Source organism: Paenibacillus algorifonticola (genome assembly GCF_050481745.1).
Lineage (GTDB): Bacteria > Bacillota > Bacilli > Paenibacillales > Paenibacillaceae > Pristimantibacillus > Pristimantibacillus algorifonticola_A.
The window spans coordinates 16,132-33,533 of the sequence record NZ_JBCNGR010000025.1 but is presented as its reverse complement, the minus strand read 5'-3'; the positions used below and the strand labels follow the sequence as shown (position 1 = coordinate 33,533).

The following is a 17,402-nucleotide window of genomic DNA, read 5'->3' as shown; positions in this document are numbered from 1 at the left end:
GGGATAGGATTATTGGCCGAGAAAGCTTTGTTTGAAAAACGCAAGCTGATACTCCAAGCTCAATGGATCGTTGAAATAAAACCCTTTCGCATCAACCTCAAAGACGTGGTTGTTTACGACGGCAGGGACGCTTTTGTAAATTTCGGTATTTTGGAACGAATTGTCTTCATCCGCATTTTTACTGAAAATGACGTAATCGCCCATATAATCCTTCAGAACTTCGGTCGATACGGCGAAATAACCGTCCGTTTTCGTGCCTTCCTTTACTTTTTCCGGCATGCCAAGACCAAGATCGCCATAAAGCAGTTCGGTGCCACGGCCAAAATTATAGCCGTAAACGTAAAGCTGCTTATTGAACGTTTCGATAACCGAAACCGTCACATTGTCGCCGACCTTCGCTCTAATTTCTTCGCCCGCTTTTTTCGTTCTTGCGGAAAAATCATCGACCCAGGCTTGCGCTTCTTTTTCTTTATTCAGCAATTTACCGATTTCAAGCTGCTGCGTCAAATAATCGACCTTGTTGTACGTAAAAGTAACCGTAGGAGCGATTTGCTTGAATTTTTCAATATTTTTAATGTCGGAAAGCCCGATAATCAGATCAGGCTGCAGCTCGATAATTTTTTCAACACTTTCGTCGGAAACCGCCTCAACACCCTTTAACTTCTCTTCAAAATTCGGGTTCGACTTGGACATTTCATCCGCACCGACTAAAGGCACACCCAGAGCCATGACGTTGCCCGTCAAAAATCTCGTCAGCACGACGACGCGCTGCGGATTTGTCGGCACCTCGACTGGACCATTCTCGGATTGATACGTAAACGTTGCAGATTCCGCCTCTGCCGAAGGTGCTGCTGACGCGCTAGTATTGCCCGTATTGCTGCTGTTGCCCGCATTCCCAGCAGCTCCGGCATTGCCCGATTGATTTCCGCTGCAAGCGCTAAGTGCAACCGCCATAAGAAGTAGAAGCGGAATAAAAAGCTTTTTCATAAGATGACTCTCTCCCTTTTTTAAAAATATAGGAATATATATGATTTTTCTATCCTTTCTCTATATTTCCCGGACTGAAACGCGCTGCACCGCCAAAGGACGGCAACAGCCGTTCCACCTTGTGATTATGAAAATCATTCGCATTTGCTTTCATCATTATAGAGGTCACCTATGCGCAAAGCCATGCCTTTTTGTTTGAAAAATAGCTTGGACTATTGGCTGCCCGTAAATAAAGCTACCGCACGACCAAGCTGCAGCCGAATCGAAATCGGGTTGTATGGCACCCATTCGTCCTTATCCAGCACATGTACTTTCTTTTGCTTCACTGCGGGAAGACTGAGCCAATACGGCGACTCAAACGTTTTCTGCGCATGGAGCGTTGAGCCCTTCTCATCTGGAAACGCAATGACCAAGATCCGGTCCCCCGCATATTCCGCAAGCTCCGCTGCCTCAATCGGCACAGAATGAAATTGCTCTCCCAGCTTGTCCATTTCCTCCACTATCCGGGTTGGCGGCCGCAGGCCAAGAGATTGATACAGCACATATCCTACATTTCGCGCCCCATATATGAGCAGCCGCTCCGGCTTTATGACCAGTATGGTAATTATCTCGCTCGCGGCGGGGCTTTGCTGGACGAGAGCACGCGCCTGCTGCTCCTCATGCTCAAACGTGCTGAGCCACTGCTCTGCCACACTCGCTCGCTGCACCGCTTGGGCAATGAGCCGCAAATGCTCCTTCCACCCCATGTTCATCCATGAAATTTCCACGACAGGCGCTATCATCCGCAGCTGCTCTGGCCTCAGCCCATACTGCTGCAAATGCTGCTTCGCGGCAATAATGAGCTCAACCTTGGCATCCAGCAATACCGATTTCACCTGTTCAGTCGAGCTCTCGGCATGGATGAACCTCATCGTTTGCGGAGGCGGCATATCTGTGGTGCTCACATATTCGCTGCTTTCCGTAATCGCAACGGCAGGCTCCAGCCCAAGCAGCATTAAATGGCTGGCGTAAGGAAGGAGCAGCACGGCTACATGCTGCAAAGAGTCCCGGCTATACCCTGAAGGAGCAGCACCCGTCTGCTGCTTGAAGCGCCGGCTCAAATAAAACTCATCATGGTAGCCTACCTTAAGCGCAATTTCCCTAAGCGTGCCCGAACCGTTAATTAGCAGCTCCTTGGCGCGGTGGACGCGCAGCCGTGACAAATATTCATTAGGCGAAAAGCCGTTAAGCTGCTTAAACAAGGTCGAATAATGCGACGGACTGACCCCAGCCATTGCCGCCAGCTGCTCCCGTGTTATTTTTTCATTAAAATGGTTCTCCATATATGCGATGCTTCGCTCCATTGACGGTTTATCGCTCGTTGCATATTTGGCGTCCATCCGCTCCAGCAAGTACAGCAGTATTTGGTGAAAAAGAATTTGATTTTGCATATGACGTACCTCATGCGCAGGCAGTCGATGGACATACAGCTCCTCCATCTGCGAGACAACGACTGGCGCATGAGGAATAAACAGACTGTTCAGGCCACCGGCTACCTCGCTTTTCCGTACGATGGCACCTGCGGATAAAGAGCGCTGCTGCTCGATTGTGCCAATTACCAGCTTATAGGCATGCAGCGGCTGCACCGTGCTAGTCACTAAAGACACGTGGCTTTGCGCGGGGAGAACGATAACACTGCCTTCCGCCAGCTCATACGTCTGATCGTTCATCGTGAGCGTGCCTTTGCCGCTGGCAATCGCCAGGAGCGAGGCTGCATTCTCATTTATTTTATACATGGGCATATTTGAAGTGCTGTACAGCGAATGAATGCTCTCAGCAGTATATAGTGGATAATGAGACTCCGCCCACTCCAACTCAACATGATTCATCCTTACAGCCCCCGATGTGATCTATTTATGGACCTTCTATTATACTAACCACTATTATCCCGATTATATAAAAAAATAGCTATAGCCTTGAAAATTTATAAGCATAGTGAAAAAGAGATGCTGCTTCGCGCATATTTTATGCTTTTGCATACAAAAAAAACGCTCGGATCACCAAGCGTTACGAAATTGTACAATATTACGATTAATAAGTTCTCACAGATCCAATAATGCCCTTAAATCCTTCAGCTCAGCCAAGCCATTGATCATCACTCTTCCATCTGGCGTAATGCGTACTTCCAGCCGGTTTGGAATGTCTGTTAATTTTTCTTTGAGGTCGATGTAGCGATCAGTGAGAAAATGGTAGCGTTGATTGGCCGAACCAACCCACGGCCTGCTCGTATCGAGGCGTTCCCGTTCGAATGGCCCGTCAATGAGCAAGTCGGTAACCGCAAGCAGCTCCATCCAATCCGCCCTGCCGGCACTCCGCAAATTTTCCACTAAATAACCGGTAAAGGTCATCACCGACAAGCCAGATGCCCGCAAATTACGGGCAAGCCGCGCTAATTCGCCCGCCTGCTCGAACGGCTCTCCTCCCAGAAAGGTAATTCCCTCTACTTCGGGTCCATTTAATATGTGTGCTGCAAGCTGTTCAACCTCCATCGTTATGCCGCCGTCTTCCGGCCATGTGAACGGTACAGCGCAGCCAGGGCAATGAATCGGGCAGCCTTGCACTTGAAGGCAGGCACGAATACCGGGTCCCTCAACGGCTGTTGAGGGAAGAAAACGATGCACGCGCAGCACCATTAGCGCAGCTCCAAGCGGTTAACGCCAATCGGCTTCTTTTGCATCAAATCAAGCTCTGCCATTTCACTTGCTCCTCCCTTTAATAATCCACGATCCGCCCTGTGCTTGTGCGTTGCTGCAAAGGGCAAAATATGATCATTGGACGTATACGTTCAACATGATGAGGTTTTAAATCGAGCAGTTGGCCTAATTGCTCTACGTTCTCAAAGCCGCCATTCCGCTCTCTTTCCTGCATAATACGTTTTGCACCTACAACGCCAATGGCTGGAAGATCAAGCAGCTGCTCCATCGATGCTCTGTTGATATCAATTCGCTCGGATGACTCATTGCCGCCCAGCAACGCATCTGCATCTAGCACCTTGTCCACTTCTGCATCTAAATCCAGCGTTGGAGCTTGGGATACGGTTATTGGCATCGGAGCAACCAGAGCGGGCATGAATAAAGGGATTAGCTCCTTATTCTTCAATAGGGGTACCCACTGCGCCATCCCTGGCTTCCATACAAATGTTTCTGTCAGCTGCAGCTGTTTTTCTTCTATTATATTTTTCAGTGCGAAGGCACTATAGGGTCCGTACTGCTCGCCAGCGGCGCCTACCATCCACACCTCACCCGGATCAGAGAGCAGGGAGGAGCTGACTTCACTTCCTGTCAACAAAGAAGGATCGGCTTCTCTTCCAATATAGGATTGCAACCGCTGAAGCAGTTGGATGAGATCATCCAGCTTGATTGCTTCTCCCAATACACTATAGATATCCCCCCTGCCAAACTCCATCTCATACTTGCTGATCTTTTTTATTCTGGCATGAAGAAACTCCATCCAGCTTAAGCTAGATCGATGGGATTTGACGGTCCAATCATTTCTCCAGTACACGCCATTAAGACCAATCGCCATGCCTCGTTTACAGCTTCCAAAAACAGTTGTATCCATAAGTGCAATCACATACTCATTAGCCGGAATAGGAAAATGAATGCGGGCATTTTTTAATTTTTTCGTAGGCACCATTTCTGCCACATAATACTTGGCCCCCGAGTATCCAGCGCAAATATCGATCAGATGATTAATATTTATTTCTCTCAAGCTAGTCACCCCCTAACATTCACCCAGCCAAACGTATTACATCGATTGTTCTCTTCATGCCCGTCACCTCTCAACATTCAGTGTAATCACAATCGAGTTGTCCTCCAGCACCTGCTCACTTTCAACCGACATCTTTTTCTCTGCTGCACGCTTTATGAGCTTTTGATATACCATATCCTGCAAGCAGCGCTTGTAATCCTCATCCACATCTGATAAATATTCATATATCGTTTTTAAGTCTGGCGGGTTTTGAATCTCTACTTGAAATGGATGGTCATCGAACTGGCGAAAGGTTAGTACGGATCGCTCCACCTTGCAAATAATAGCATCGTCTTGACGAAGCGGATTGACTCCAAACTCTTTAAGGGTACGAAACAATAGCTCGCCGTCGCGGAAATTCGTTGGATATGAAGGCAGCTGTGCTGCTGGAGCCAATTGGATGGGCCTCGCAGAATAACCAACAGCGGTGGAATCAAATACGTTGCGGCCTGCTCCATAGTTGATGCTGTGCATAAACGACTCAATCATTTCTCTTGAATCCAACTTTGTAAATATGGCTTGCCATTTTCCATCCACATGCTCCCAGGTAATAAATTGCTTGTCCCCGTCGATATGAGTTTTAATGATACCGAGCCACTTCTCCGCATCATAGCCTGCTTTCCGTACAGTCCGCACAAGCTCCAATTCATTTCGAAAGTTGGTCGGCTCCTTCACCTGCATCGAATTTGCAAAATTTTCAAAGTTTTTCTTCCCCATGACAACCCGCAGTGTTAATGCAACAGGGATAAGCGCGAGAGAAACTGACATCTTCATGCCCCCTTATTTCTTTTGATTTTGCTCCGTCGAATGGATTTGATTTTGCTCCAAGGCCGTCTGTTCCGACTCATAATATTCGGCTGTATATTCGGAGTCTATCGTTTCTGCATCCAGCAGTTGCTCAAGAATGCTAATGTAGTCGGTGCATCCTTTTCCCTTTATCCCCATTACGTCCGCTTCAATTCTACCGTCGGGGTAAATGCGGACGCGAATTTGTTTGGATGGCATACTACCAGCCTCCTTCTCGTATCGATCTTAAAAATCTATCGCTCTGCCGCCTCGTTTCAGCTTTACATCCTCTTCCTTCGGTTCAGGCGTTTCCGGCTTGTCCAGCTCCAACCTGTATTCCTCCCGGTCCTCTTGCGGTGTTGCGGCAACGGCGCGGACATTGGCCCATTCGCGTATGCCTTGAATTTGTTCGGCTTGCGTGACCGATAGCGGCACCATCGTTTGAATCGATTTCTTGAAATCTTCAAGCTGAATGCTTCGATCCTCTGAAAAAGCCTCAAACATCGCACTAATGATGATTTGCTCCACTTCCGCCCCTACATACCCCTCGGTCATGCTGGCTAAAAGGTCAAGATGCTCATCCGTCAGCTGAAAGTCGCCCACCGATTTGGGAGATTTAAGTCTTTTCACAATATGCAGCCTGAAAATATCTTTCCGTTCTTTATAGGTAGGAATATCCACGAAAAAAATTTCGTCAAAACGGCCCTTTCTCAGCATTTCTGCAGGCAGTGCATGAATGTTGTTAGCGGTGGCGATGACGAAAACCGGCTTTGTTTTCTCCTGCATCCATGTCAGAAAGGTGCCAAATACACGATTCGATGTCCCGCTGTCGCCGCTCCCCGTCATGCCGCTAAACCCTTTTTCAATTTCATCAATCCAAAGGATAGACGGAGAAATCGCCTCGACCGTTTTAATCGCTTTGCGCATATTTTCCTCACTGCTGCCAACAATGCCGCTGAATATTTGACCTACGTCCAGACGCAGCAGCGGCAGCTTCCACATGGCGCTGATCGCTTTGGCAATTAAGCTTTTTCCACAGCCAGGCACGCCTGTAATCAGCACGCCCTTCGGTGCAGGCAGCCCATATTCTGCGGCCGAATCCAGCCAAGATTTATTGCGCTTCAGCAGCCAGCGCTTTAAATTTTCCAGCCCGCCTACGTCCTCGATTTTCAAATCCGATTTGATGAATTCCAAAATCTCGGACTTTTTAATAATTTGGCGTTTCTCTTCCAAAATAATTTCCACATCATGCTTATCGAGCTTGCCGTCCTCAACCATGGCCAGAGCAAAAGCATTTTCCGCCTCATGCAGCGTTAAACCAAGCGCCGCCTTCGCCAGCCGTTCCACGTCTTCCATCGTTAAATCGATTATTATGCGTCCGCTAGCCTGATTAGCCTCGACCATTTCGATCAGCATGCTTTTCATTTCAACAAAGGTCGGCAATTCGAAATCAACAATCGTAATTTCCTTTTGCAAATCCGAAGGCAGGGTGAGCGTCGGGCTCAGGATGATAACATTTTTCGGATTAATGCTCCTCTTCAATGCCGGAATGAGATCGCGAATTTTACGTATAATCTGATTGTCGGCCGGTTTTCCCCCGCCACCTAGAAATACATGAAAATCTTTAAGGACAAATACAGCCGGTTCCTCGTACGCTTCAATCATTTCCAGACAGCGGAGCGCAGATTTGGATTCCTCCCGGCCACGCTGGCCCTCTTCAGCCAGACCATCTGTCATGCTCCATATAAATACTTTACGAACCGTTTTAATTAAAGCTTCATTTTTCACAGCGGAATCAATCACCGATAAGGCGCGTTCCTCTTCCCAAGTTGGGATGTATATGAACGGAAATCGTGCTCGCATTAAGTTCGACAAATGCTTTTTGAACTCTAATAATGATGTTTCTCCCATATGTTTACTGGCCCCTCTATGAAACTAGGATACTTATTTGACAAAACATTCTATACAAGCGTAAACGGCCGAAAGCCGTCCTCTGGCGGTAAAGCTAACGTTTCGCGGTGAAATATAAGCGGAGTATAAGGGGGAAACTTATAAGTGCTTATATTTTAAAAAAGTTCGACATAATTCGTCTTGTTTCCTGCCCTGCTGGGCGTTTCGGTTCGTTATTTCACCCTCTAGGCAGCTGTAAAAGGTGTGAAAATAGCAATAAAGCACCTGCGAGCTGCAGATGCCTTTTGCCTAGTCGTTAACATGAAACATTTTGAATCGGATTAACCGATAAATCCCGCTGCTTGCAAAAATCTATTCAGCATCACTGCCGCCTGCGCTCTAGTTGCAAAGTCTTTAGGCGCGAATGTTTGGCCGGCCATTCCGGTAATAATCCCAGCTTTAGCTGTCTCGGCTACTGCGGCCTCAGCCCACGGGGAGATCAGTTCCTGATCGGCAAATGCAGCCTGCGCCCCGCTATCTACTGGCTCAGATCCGTCTTTAGAGACAATCGTCATTGCTCTGGCAATCATAACCGCCATCTGTTCCCGGCTGATCTGCTCATTGGGCCCAAAGCGCTCTGAGGTTAGTCCTTGAACAAGTCCGGCTCTTACTGCTGCTTCTACCGCAGAAGCATACCATGCAGTCGGGGCTATATCCGTAAAACCTTTATACGCGGAGTCATGCTTTAAAGAGATTCCCATTCCGCGCACGAGTAAAGAAGCAAATTCAGCCCGCGTAATACTTTCATTCGGAGCGAAACGCTCAGCGGAAATGCCATTAACAATGAATCTGGCAGCAAGCTGCTCGACATCCGCTTTTGCCCAGTGCCCTTGCATGTCGGCAAAAGACGGCCCGTCCGTTCTGATTACAGCATAGATGCTATGATGAGGGGTTCTCATGACGGCCTGCTTGCTGCCATTGTTTCTTTCGCCCCATTGGGTTGGAATATATGAAACCTGTCTAGTCGCAGAATCATAATGCACGGCAAAAACCAAATCTCCCGCGACTGCCTGATCAATCACAATGGCTTGAACCATATACGTCCCACCAAAATCGCTAATGTCAACCGTCTGCCCGTTCGCTTCAGCCGTTACTTTGAAATCAACGACACTGCCTAGGAGACTGAACCCTTTGTCATTTCCAACCCGCACAAGCTCATTGCGCACAGTATCGCTGACTTGCTCCATCGTCGAATTGATTTTCAAATCGGATACGGAAACGCCAAGCCGCTTCGCCAGATTCTCCAGATCAAGCACGCTAGCCTTAAGCTGCATGCTGGAGCCTTTTAATTCGACCTCGATTACGGCATTCGGGAAAGACTTCCCAATAGCTGCAATCGATGAAGCCGGAAGCTGCACCTGAACGGCGCTTTCCTTATTGTCGATTCTAATTATAATAATCGGGTTCGCTGGGTCCTTTAACTGGCCAGCAGCCTGATTCAAAATATTTTCCGGGACCATCAGCTTTTGAACATTCGTTCCATCCGGTTGCTTCTCGGTTGCCAGTACAGAAGGATCAACGATGACCACAACTCTGCCTGATGAATCCGTTACAATTTGATAGTTAGGACGTTCAGCAGCAGTAGTCGAAGCTGGATTTTGTGATGGTGTCGGTGCTGCCGTTGGAGCAGGGCTTGGTGTTGATGTCGGGCTTGGTGTTGATGTCGGGCTTGGTGTTGCACTCGGTGTCGGTGTCGGGCTTGGCGTAGAATCGCCTACCGCTATCGCTAGCGTCTGATCTGCTCCTCCACTGAACGTAAACGTCAGGCTCGTTATACCAACTGGCTGCGTCATCATGTATGATTTCAAAATCGTTACAGTGCTCCCTGTTACGGTATAATCCGTTCCTTGAGCGAGCGCCGCTGCGCCGTTAGCAATGCTGCTAAGCGTGTTGCCGTTCAGCGTCAGCCCCGTCGCCACGTCAACATTTGCCACTGCTCCCGTGTATTTATCAAAGCTGGCAGCCAAGGGGCTGATGAGGCTGTTGTTTGGCAGTGGAACAATGTTCGCAACCTCCGTTTTTCTCACCGTTTCATTGCCCGCTAAATCCTTGGCGTAAACCGTATAGCTGCCATTGCTGGCCACATCAAAGCTTCCAGCAGCCAATATGTCGGTTCCAGCACCCGCAAATGCGGCCGCACTATGATCGCCCGGAAGCCATTTCAAGCTATACAGCAAATTGCCAATGCCGTAGGTAGAAGTGGTCACGTTCAGCGTTACCGGATCATTCGTCTGTGCTGTCGTTGATGGCGTTATAGAAATAGCCGGGGCATCCGGCATCGTCACCTGAAAGGCCAGGTTGCTCGTTGTACTCGATGAGTAAATGTCATCACCTGCATAATGTGCAGTCAAGCCGTGAGTGCCCGGTTGCAGAGATGAAACCGTTAATGTTGCCGTTCCGTTCGCAGCAAGTGAAGAGGAGCCCAGCAGCAAGCCCCCGTCCCTGAACTCAACGTTCCCTGTCGGAATGTCGAGATCACCAGTAAGGGAAGCGGTCAAAGTAATGGGCTGGAGATAGGTAGACGATGCTACCGATGTTTGCAGTGTGACCGCAGGCTGCAAAAATATTTTTTCAGGCGTTGCTTGCACCCCAATGCCATTACCCCCATCACCAAGCATATATTCACTTCCCCACGACCATAAGCGGCCGTCTTGATCAAGACCATATGATACATTAAAGCCGGCAGTCAGAGAGACAAATTGAAAAGACGTACCATTATCCGATACGGCTACTTTATGGGGAGCGGAATTTAATGTTGTGCCGTCTCCAAGCTGCCCGGCAGCATTTAATCCCCATGTCCACATATCACCGTTTTCATCAAGCGCCAGAACATGCTTGTTGCCTCCTGCAACCTGTGTGAACTTCACCGGATTTCCATTGTCTAGAACCGGATTTTTCTCCGGGAACCATCTGCCGACGGAAATATTTCCATCCCCCAGCTGCCCTTGATCGTTGCCTCCCCAGGTCCATACGTTGCCGATGTTATCAATAGCTAGCATCAGAAATGTACCCGTCCCATGGCCTGCTCCGACTGCAATCGATTGAAATTCGGCTTCCACCGCCCCATCCATCACCGATAATCGCGAGGGCATATACTGGGAATTGAAAATCTCCCAAATATGCTCCGTCGAATCGATTGCGAGCCCGCTTTCTTCATTGCCCTCCAGCGTTTCAAAAATGGCAGGATCTCCATTGCCGTCAGTCAATCCCATTTTAGAAGGGACATACGGATCAGGCGTCCACGTTCTGAAACCCCATATCCACAGCTTTCCATTGCTGTCCAAAGCAAGTGAGCTGTAGCGCAGGGCGGCGATTTTCTTAAAGGTGACAGCTGTACCGCCATCCATCACTTCAACCTTGGTCCAGACCATCGTACTCGCAGTCCCAGTGCCAAGTCCCAATTGACCCTGTCCATTATCTCCTGTCGACCACAGCTGTCCGCTCGTGTCCAAGGCCAGGGCGGAGTCGAAGCCCGGCTTCACTTCCTTGAACGTCACAGGTACTCCATTATCCATGACCGTAATCTTTTTCGGAGTACGCGAGGAAACGCTTGTCCCATCTCCAAATTGACCGGAAATGTTGCTGCCCCACGCCCAAATTTGACCGTTTGCATCCAGTGCCATTGTCGTGCTCAGTTGTGAAGCAACGGATGTGAACATTGTGCCAGCTGCATATGCCTTTGAAGGCAGCAGCATAGGATATACAAATAGAATGACAACCATCATTGCAGCAAACCATCTTTTCACAAAAATCCCCCTCTATAAATATCGCTATTACGGATTGCTTAAATAATGATAGATTCTGGCGCTTTATGTACCATTATAATAAGCTAAACTGTATTAATCTCAACAATTCTACCATAAAATAAGAGGGGGATTTATATTTTTTATTCTATTCATTACAATGCAAATACCGCGCTGTCGACTATATTCTCCTTGTCTTCAACGCGGCCTAATTTCGCTTCGTTCCTCTTGTGCCAAACTCCTGAATATCGACTTCCACCTCAATAGAAACAGGCATTCGGCTAAAGCGCTCCTCCCAGCCATCCTTTACCCGCTTCCATACTGCAGGCCTCTTAATGCTGAGGCGCTTGCCGAAGCCCGCTACATCAACCTTGTACTGGCGCTGCGTCTTGGCGAGCGCTTTTTCCGCCATTTGCTTAATCATGGCCGCAGTAGCCTCCTCTGCGCGATCGATGAAATCAGCATCAAATGCATCGCCAGGAAATGCCCAATCCTCCCGCAGCTTGCCCGTTGTCTTAATCTTCACCTGAAAAGAAATTTCGTCCCCCTGGACGATCGGCTGAATGCTGGACGTCATCTTCCGTACCTCATAACCAAGCATGGCGCCGCTGTCCGGCTCAATCCCCTCCACAATGCCATTAGAGTGATTGTTGCCAAGCAGCCAGTTCAGCCCTACCGTCTCGATTTCACTGAGAAAGCCGATCATCCGAGCTGTAGTGCCCTTAATGACGGCTCCACCCGAGAGCTTCGCCCCCTCCGGCAAGCTGGTCACACCTTGCATGACAAAGCTGGACTGCCCGGTCAGATGCTCCGACATATTGCCAAGCGTTAGCGCTGGAGGGATGCGCAGCGACTTGCGATAGTTGTCCGTTAGCTCGCGCAGCTCCAAAGCCGGGGTTTTCGTACTCTTCTGCTGTTGGAGAATATTGCTCGCCTTCCCATGGGAAATGACGACGCGGATCGATCGCCTTGTTTCGGTATTACGCAGAAAAAAGTTAATAACATTTTTCAAATCAATCTCCCGAGCCGCTTTCTCGCTAAAAACAATGACTTGCAGATGCTCATAATTAGGCGGCCTTGCAGATCGAGTAGACAGCTCTCTAATGTTATCGAAGACGATTGGCCCAGCACTGGACATGTTGACGTAATCCTTCTGCACCTTGCTGCTGGTGCTCTCTGAAAACTGGTTAGGCAGGGCAAATTGATGGGTCATGGCGATGATCGGCCTAGCCCCTTCCTCTTGTCCAGTTGGAAAATCGATGCCTATTCCAAGCGCAATACCCGTTTCCTCAATTTCATTACGATCCCAGCAGCCCGTCAGCAGCAAAGGAATGACGAATAGGAGCAGCAGGGCAGACCTATTACGCGCCCTTATTTTTAGTTCCATGCCCCACCCTCCTCACCGCCGCCACTATCCAAAAAAGAACGGGAATGGTGCCGAACATGAAAAACGAAGCATAACCGATATAGTCGCCAAGCTTAAACAGCTTGTTCAAATTGCTCGGCCAAATGGCAATCAAAAAAATACAAGGCAAAGACAAATAGGCGAATAGTTGAAACTTTTTGCCCGTTAGCTGTCCAAACCCCAAGCTCCCTCCATAATGGTACATCACGAAGGCGGTAAACATCGATATAACCCACAATACGGTAAATAAAGACTCAAATCGCTCGAAAAAACCGCCGGGCAGCTCAATATTCATTGCGACTGACATCGTTGGCCATGTTACGGTCTGCACTTCCTCCACCGTTAAGGAGCCAATTGCAACAGCAACAATCAGCGTATATAGCACCGCCGTCAAACCGATTCCGGCGAAGGTCGCCTTGAGTGCCTGGCGCGCATCCGTCATGAAGGCCGTCACAAACAGCATCACTTCAAACCCACTGTAGGACAAAATCGATGGCTCAATTCCTTTCAGCACCGGCATAATGCCTTCCCCCAATACCGGGCGCAAATTGTCCAGCTCAAAGTCACGAAAGCTGAAAATGATAAAAACAACCATAATCAGGACTATAATCGGCAAAAAAATCTCGATAAGCTGTGCGATCGCATTGATCCCGGCTGTCGTCATATAGATGGCCACTCCCATAAATGTGAGCATGATAATGGAGATCGGCGTTTTATCCAGCAAATACATGCGCACAACTTCCCCCATAACACGCAGCAAGTAGCCAGAGGAAAAAATATAATACAGGCACATCCCTGCCCCAATGAAGGAACCGATCCATTTACCGACAATTTCCTGGCTGTATTGATAATAGGTTTTGCCGGGAAAGCGCTGGCTAAGCTTTACAATAAAAAAGCCGAAAATCATAGCCAGTATGCCGCTAAGCAGAACGGACAGCCACCCGTCGGGCGTTCCCACACTTTTTCCAATGCTTTGTGGCAGCACTAAGATGCCAGTGCCGATCATGGCTTTCGAAGTCATCATCGCGGCTTGAGTAGTGGTAATCGATTCCTTGCTCCTATCCTTTGTCTTCATACTGCATTCCCCTTGTCTCTATTTCTGCCGCTTCTCGTCCTGAGGGCTGACCATGGCGGGACGACGTTTTAACATATGGAGCGGAAAGCGGAGGAAAAGGTCCTTCCATTGCGAAGGACGCGCTGGCACAAACGGCGAGAGGTAAGGTACGCCGAAGCTTTTAAGCCTGGTCATATGAACGGTGATCAAAATATAAAACAAAATGACCCCATAAAGGCCCAGTACCGCAGCAGCCATCATCATGCCAAAACGCAAAATGCGAATCGCCAGACCCGCCCCATACTGTGGAAAAGCAAACGAGGATATCGCCGTCAGCGCCACGACGATAACCATAATCGGACTGACAATTGCAGCCTGTACTGCAGCTTGACCAATGACAAGTCCTCCGACGATGCCAACCGCTTGTCCAATCGGCTTTGGCAGCCGCAGCCCCGCCTCGCGCAAAATTTCAAGAGTGATTTCCATAATGAGCGCTTCTACAATAGAGGGAAACGGCACGCCCTCTCTGCCTGCAGCAATCGATATGGCCAGCTTGGTTGGAATGAGTCCATGGTTATAGGAAATAAGAGCAATATACAGCGAAGGCAGGAACAGAGCGATAAAGGCTGCTCCATAACGCAGCAGCCGAATGAGCGAGGAAGGCAGCCAGCGCTCATAATAATCCTCTGGCGAGCTCATCATCATCGCAAACGTTACGGGCACAATGAGGGCAATAGGGGTGCCATCGATTAGAATAGCAACCCGTCCTTCCATTAAAGCGCCCGCCACCCGGTCAGGCCGTTCGGTATTTTGCACCTGAGGAAATGGCGACATCACATTGTCTTCAACGAGCTGCTCGATATAGCCGGATTCCAGCACATCATCAATATCAATCTGCTTCAGCCTGCTTCTGGTTTCCTCCACAAGTGCATCATCTGTGAGCCCTTTAATGTACAGTAAAGCAATGTCGGTCTGGGAGCGCCTGCCGATTTTGTACATGTCCATCGTAAAGCTCGGGTCTTTGATGCGGCGGCGAAGCATGGCTGTATTGCTGCGCAACGTTTCGGTGAAGCCATCCCGCGGGCCGCGCACGACCGCTTCCGAAACCGGCTCCTCAATCGAGCGGCGCTCCCAGCCATGAGTGTCAATGACGAGCGCCGTATCTGTCCCATCCAAAAACAAGACGGTGTTGCCAGACAACACCTCCATCACGCAAGCAGCAAGTTGATTTTGCTCCTTCACCTCGCCTGCCGAAATAATCGCCTCGGCTGTCACCGTCCTTCTGTCATATCCGGCAGCATTTTTCTCCAGATGCAACAGCGGCTTAAGCACTTGTTCATGAATCATCTGCTTGTCGACCAAGCCATCGATGTAGATAAGAGCAGCCTGAAAGCCCAGACGACCCATCATGAACGAGCGAATGACCACGTCCGGACTGTGCCCGATGCGGTTTCTCATTTCCTTCACATTATGTTGAAGCTCTTCGAACAGCTTCGTGTCATTCGTCATGATGAGCCACCCCCTTAAGCTGCAAATATCTGAGAATAATCGAGGTTAGCTTTACCCAATAAGTGGATTTTGATGCAAGTGAATTGAGCTAAGTACAGCCCCCTTTCTAAAAGCAAGAGCAAGCCAAATGTTATGTTATAATGAACCATCATATAAGAAGGAGGGATTTCAAGTGGACACTGTAGAGATCATTGCTGTCAGCGCTTTAATTCTGTCTCTTCTGCTTCTGCTGAAAGTATTCGGCCTGCAAAGGCAGCTAAATGAAATCAGATCGGAGCTTCAAAGGGCGAACAGCCGGGAGGGATTGCCCTCACTTTCTCAGCCAAATCGAACATCGCCCCTCTCCTCGCCGGATAGGCCACTTGCCAATCAAGCTGCAAATATAGATGAACGACTGCTTATGCTAATCGCTGCAGAAAAAAGGATTCAAGCGATCAAGGAATATCGGGATGTAAGCGGTGTTGGCCTCAAGGAAGCCAAAAATTATGTGGATGATTTGGAGCGGAGGCAGCGTTGACCCGCTTTGAGTTCCCTCTTGTACGCCTCTTTTCCAATTTTGAATCTTTAGTGTCTATCCTATTTCATTACTCATAAAGTGATAGAATAGAGTATTCCTTTCAAAATATAAATGAGGAGCATGACAAGTGAGGTCACATCCAATTTATTTTTTACGTATAGCCGGTTTGCTAGATGGTATTTCTTTATTAGTGTTGCTAGGCATCGCGATGCCCTTGAAATATATATGGGGGTTCGATAAAGCCGTAACGATAGTAGGAAGCATTCACGGGGGGATATTCTGTTTATATGCAGCAGCTATCCTTTATGCCGCCATTCGGGTGAAGTGGAGCCTGCTTTGGTCTGCCGCAGCTGCCATCGCTGCTTTCGTGCCATTCGGCAACTTTGTGCTGGACCGTAAGCTGAAGAAGGTGCAGGCCAATTATAGCTTACGGACTTTCAACTACGCGGTGCTCGTATACAGCATTGTGTTTTTTTCCTTTTTCGATTTATTTTCCCAGCTTCCGGTCATGAGTACGTTTGCGGCCTCCGTCGGAGCCAGCTCGTTTATTGTAGGCTTTGTCATTGGGCTGTATTCGTTATCCAATACGCTCGGCAACATTTTATCGGGGATTATGACGGACCGGATCGGGCCCTTCAAACTATTAATGGCCGGGCTGGTGCTATCCAGCAGTGCTCTACTGCTCTATCATTTTGTAGAAGAACCGTTATTATTGATCATCGTTCGAATCATTCACGGTTTTGTTGCCGGATTAATTGTTCCCGCAGCATTTACCTTTTCGGCAAACACGACGATTAATGGCCAGCAAGGGAAAAAAGTCGCTTTCACCGGCACATTCGTTGGCTTAGCCGCCATTATCGGGCCTGCTTTCAGCGGCATTATGGCTAGCAAAACGTCCGTGCCCTTCGTGTTCACCTGCGTCGCCGTGATGGGCTTTGCCCTTGCCATCTTATCGGCCATTTTTCTCAGCAAATATAAAATTGCCAAAAAAGAGAAGGGCGATGCTGATGCTTCGCCAGCAGGCTCGATTTTTAATGCGGGTGTGATCAAAGCGTATGGCGGTGCTTTCTTCTTAATGTTCTCCCAAGGCGTCATCGCTTATTTGCTGCCTTTGCACGTGCAGTCGTTAGGGTATGATTCGAGGCTAAGCGGCACATTAATGAGCACGTTTGGCATTATTGCGGTACTCATCTTTGTCCTTCCGACCAATCGTATTTTTGACCGCGTTGCCCCAGCCAAAACGATGTCGCTCGGCATAGGCTTAATGGGATTAAGCCAGCTGCTCATTAGCCAATCGACGACGACACTTACTCTTTATGGCGTGCTCGGTTTATATGGGATTGGCTTTGCCTTCCTGTTTCCATCGATTAATACGATGCTGATTAATGCAACGCCAGCAGAGCTGCGCGGGAAAGCGTACGGCTATTTTTATGCCTGTTTCTCCTTAGGTGTAGTTGCAGGCTCTTCCTTGTTAGGCTGGCTGCCCTTCAATACGCTTCAAGGGTTTATGTTTACCGGAGTTGTCCTGCTGCTGTTTGCCGCTTTTGTAGCGTTGAATGGGAACAAGGATCGTGCTCTCAGTTATTAGCGATTGGTTTTCGTATGTTAGATGTTCGGATGTTCAGATGTTCGCTCAACCCAAAAAATCGTTTTCTCACAAAA

Annotated in this window: 13 protein-coding genes; 2 read left to right on the top strand and 11 right to left on the bottom strand. The window is 48.6% G+C overall.

Translation table 11 applies throughout. From position 1 onward, the window contains the following. Positions 1-9 precede the first annotated feature (9 nt). The 11 genes from ABEW34_RS20700 to ABEW34_RS20650 all read right to left on the bottom strand — a co-directional run bounded on the left by ABEW34_RS20700 (position 10) and on the right by ABEW34_RS20650 (position 15,223). Positions 10-987, bottom strand: a complete 978-nt coding sequence (locus ABEW34_RS20700; protein WP_430161241.1) for an iron-hydroxamate ABC transporter substrate-binding protein — start codon at positions 985-987, stop codon at positions 10-12. 212 nt (positions 988-1,199) lie between these two features. Then, entirely contained in the window at positions 1,200-2,855 is a 1,656-nt protein-coding gene (locus tag ABEW34_RS20695) for a helix-turn-helix domain-containing protein (RefSeq protein WP_430161240.1), read from the bottom strand. Positions 2,856-3,068: 213 nt separating this feature from the next. Next, entirely contained in the window at positions 3,069-3,659 is a 591-nt protein-coding gene (locus ABEW34_RS20690) for a 4Fe-4S single cluster domain-containing protein (RefSeq protein WP_430161239.1), read from the bottom strand. A gap of 79 nt (positions 3,660-3,738) precedes the next feature. Next, on the bottom strand, positions 3,739-4,737 hold the full coding sequence (locus ABEW34_RS20685) for a helix-hairpin-helix domain-containing protein (RefSeq protein ID WP_430161238.1): 999 nt from the start codon (positions 4,735-4,737) through the stop codon (positions 3,739-3,741). Positions 4,738-4,800: 63 nt separating this feature from the next. After that, positions 4,801-5,544, bottom strand: a complete 744-nt coding sequence (locus ABEW34_RS20680) for a hypothetical protein (RefSeq protein WP_430161237.1) — start codon at positions 5,542-5,544, stop codon at positions 4,801-4,803. Positions 5,545-5,556: 12 nt separating this feature from the next. Then, positions 5,557-5,781, bottom strand: a complete 225-nt coding sequence (locus ABEW34_RS20675; RefSeq protein WP_430161236.1) for a DUF2997 domain-containing protein — start codon at positions 5,779-5,781, stop codon at positions 5,557-5,559. A 27-nt stretch (positions 5,782-5,808) separates the two neighbouring features. Continuing rightward, entirely contained in the window at positions 5,809-7,473 is a 1,665-nt protein-coding gene (locus ABEW34_RS20670) for an AAA family ATPase (RefSeq protein ID WP_430161235.1), read from the bottom strand. A 320-nt stretch (positions 7,474-7,793) separates the two neighbouring features. After that, a complete protein-coding gene (locus tag ABEW34_RS20665; protein ID WP_430161234.1) occupies positions 7,794-11,258 on the bottom strand; it encodes an S-layer homology domain-containing protein in 3,465 nt (1,154 codons plus the stop codon). A 205-nt stretch (positions 11,259-11,463) separates the two neighbouring features. Next, on the bottom strand, positions 11,464-12,642 hold the full coding sequence (locus ABEW34_RS20660) for a Ger(x)C family spore germination protein (RefSeq protein WP_430161233.1): 1,179 nt from the start codon (positions 12,640-12,642) through the stop codon (positions 11,464-11,466). Continuing rightward, positions 12,617-13,735 carry a GerAB/ArcD/ProY family transporter gene (locus ABEW34_RS20655; RefSeq protein ID WP_430161232.1) on the bottom strand — a complete coding sequence of 373 codons (1,119 nt, stop codon included), beginning with the start codon at positions 13,733-13,735 and terminating at the stop codon, positions 12,617-12,619. Before ABEW34_RS20655 ends, ABEW34_RS20660 begins: the two co-directional genes overlap by 26 nt. A gap of 18 nt (positions 13,736-13,753) precedes the next feature. Further along, positions 13,754-15,223, bottom strand: a complete 1,470-nt coding sequence (locus tag ABEW34_RS20650) for a spore germination protein (protein WP_430161231.1) — start codon at positions 15,221-15,223, stop codon at positions 13,754-13,756. A 172-nt stretch (positions 15,224-15,395) separates the two neighbouring features. On the opposite strand from ABEW34_RS20650, the gene ABEW34_RS20645 reads away from it, so the two are divergent. Together ABEW34_RS20645 and ABEW34_RS20640 are read left to right on the top strand one after the other, a co-directional pair. After that, positions 15,396-15,740 carry a ribosomal protein L7/L12 gene (locus ABEW34_RS20645; RefSeq protein ID WP_430161230.1) on the top strand — a complete coding sequence of 115 codons (345 nt, stop codon included), beginning with the start codon at positions 15,396-15,398 and terminating at the stop codon, positions 15,738-15,740. 127 nt (positions 15,741-15,867) lie between these two features. Then, positions 15,868-17,328, top strand: coding sequence for an MFS transporter (locus ABEW34_RS20640; protein WP_430161229.1), 1,461 nt, complete (start codon positions 15,868-15,870; stop codon positions 17,326-17,328). The last annotated feature ends 74 nt before the right edge of the window (positions 17,329-17,402 follow it).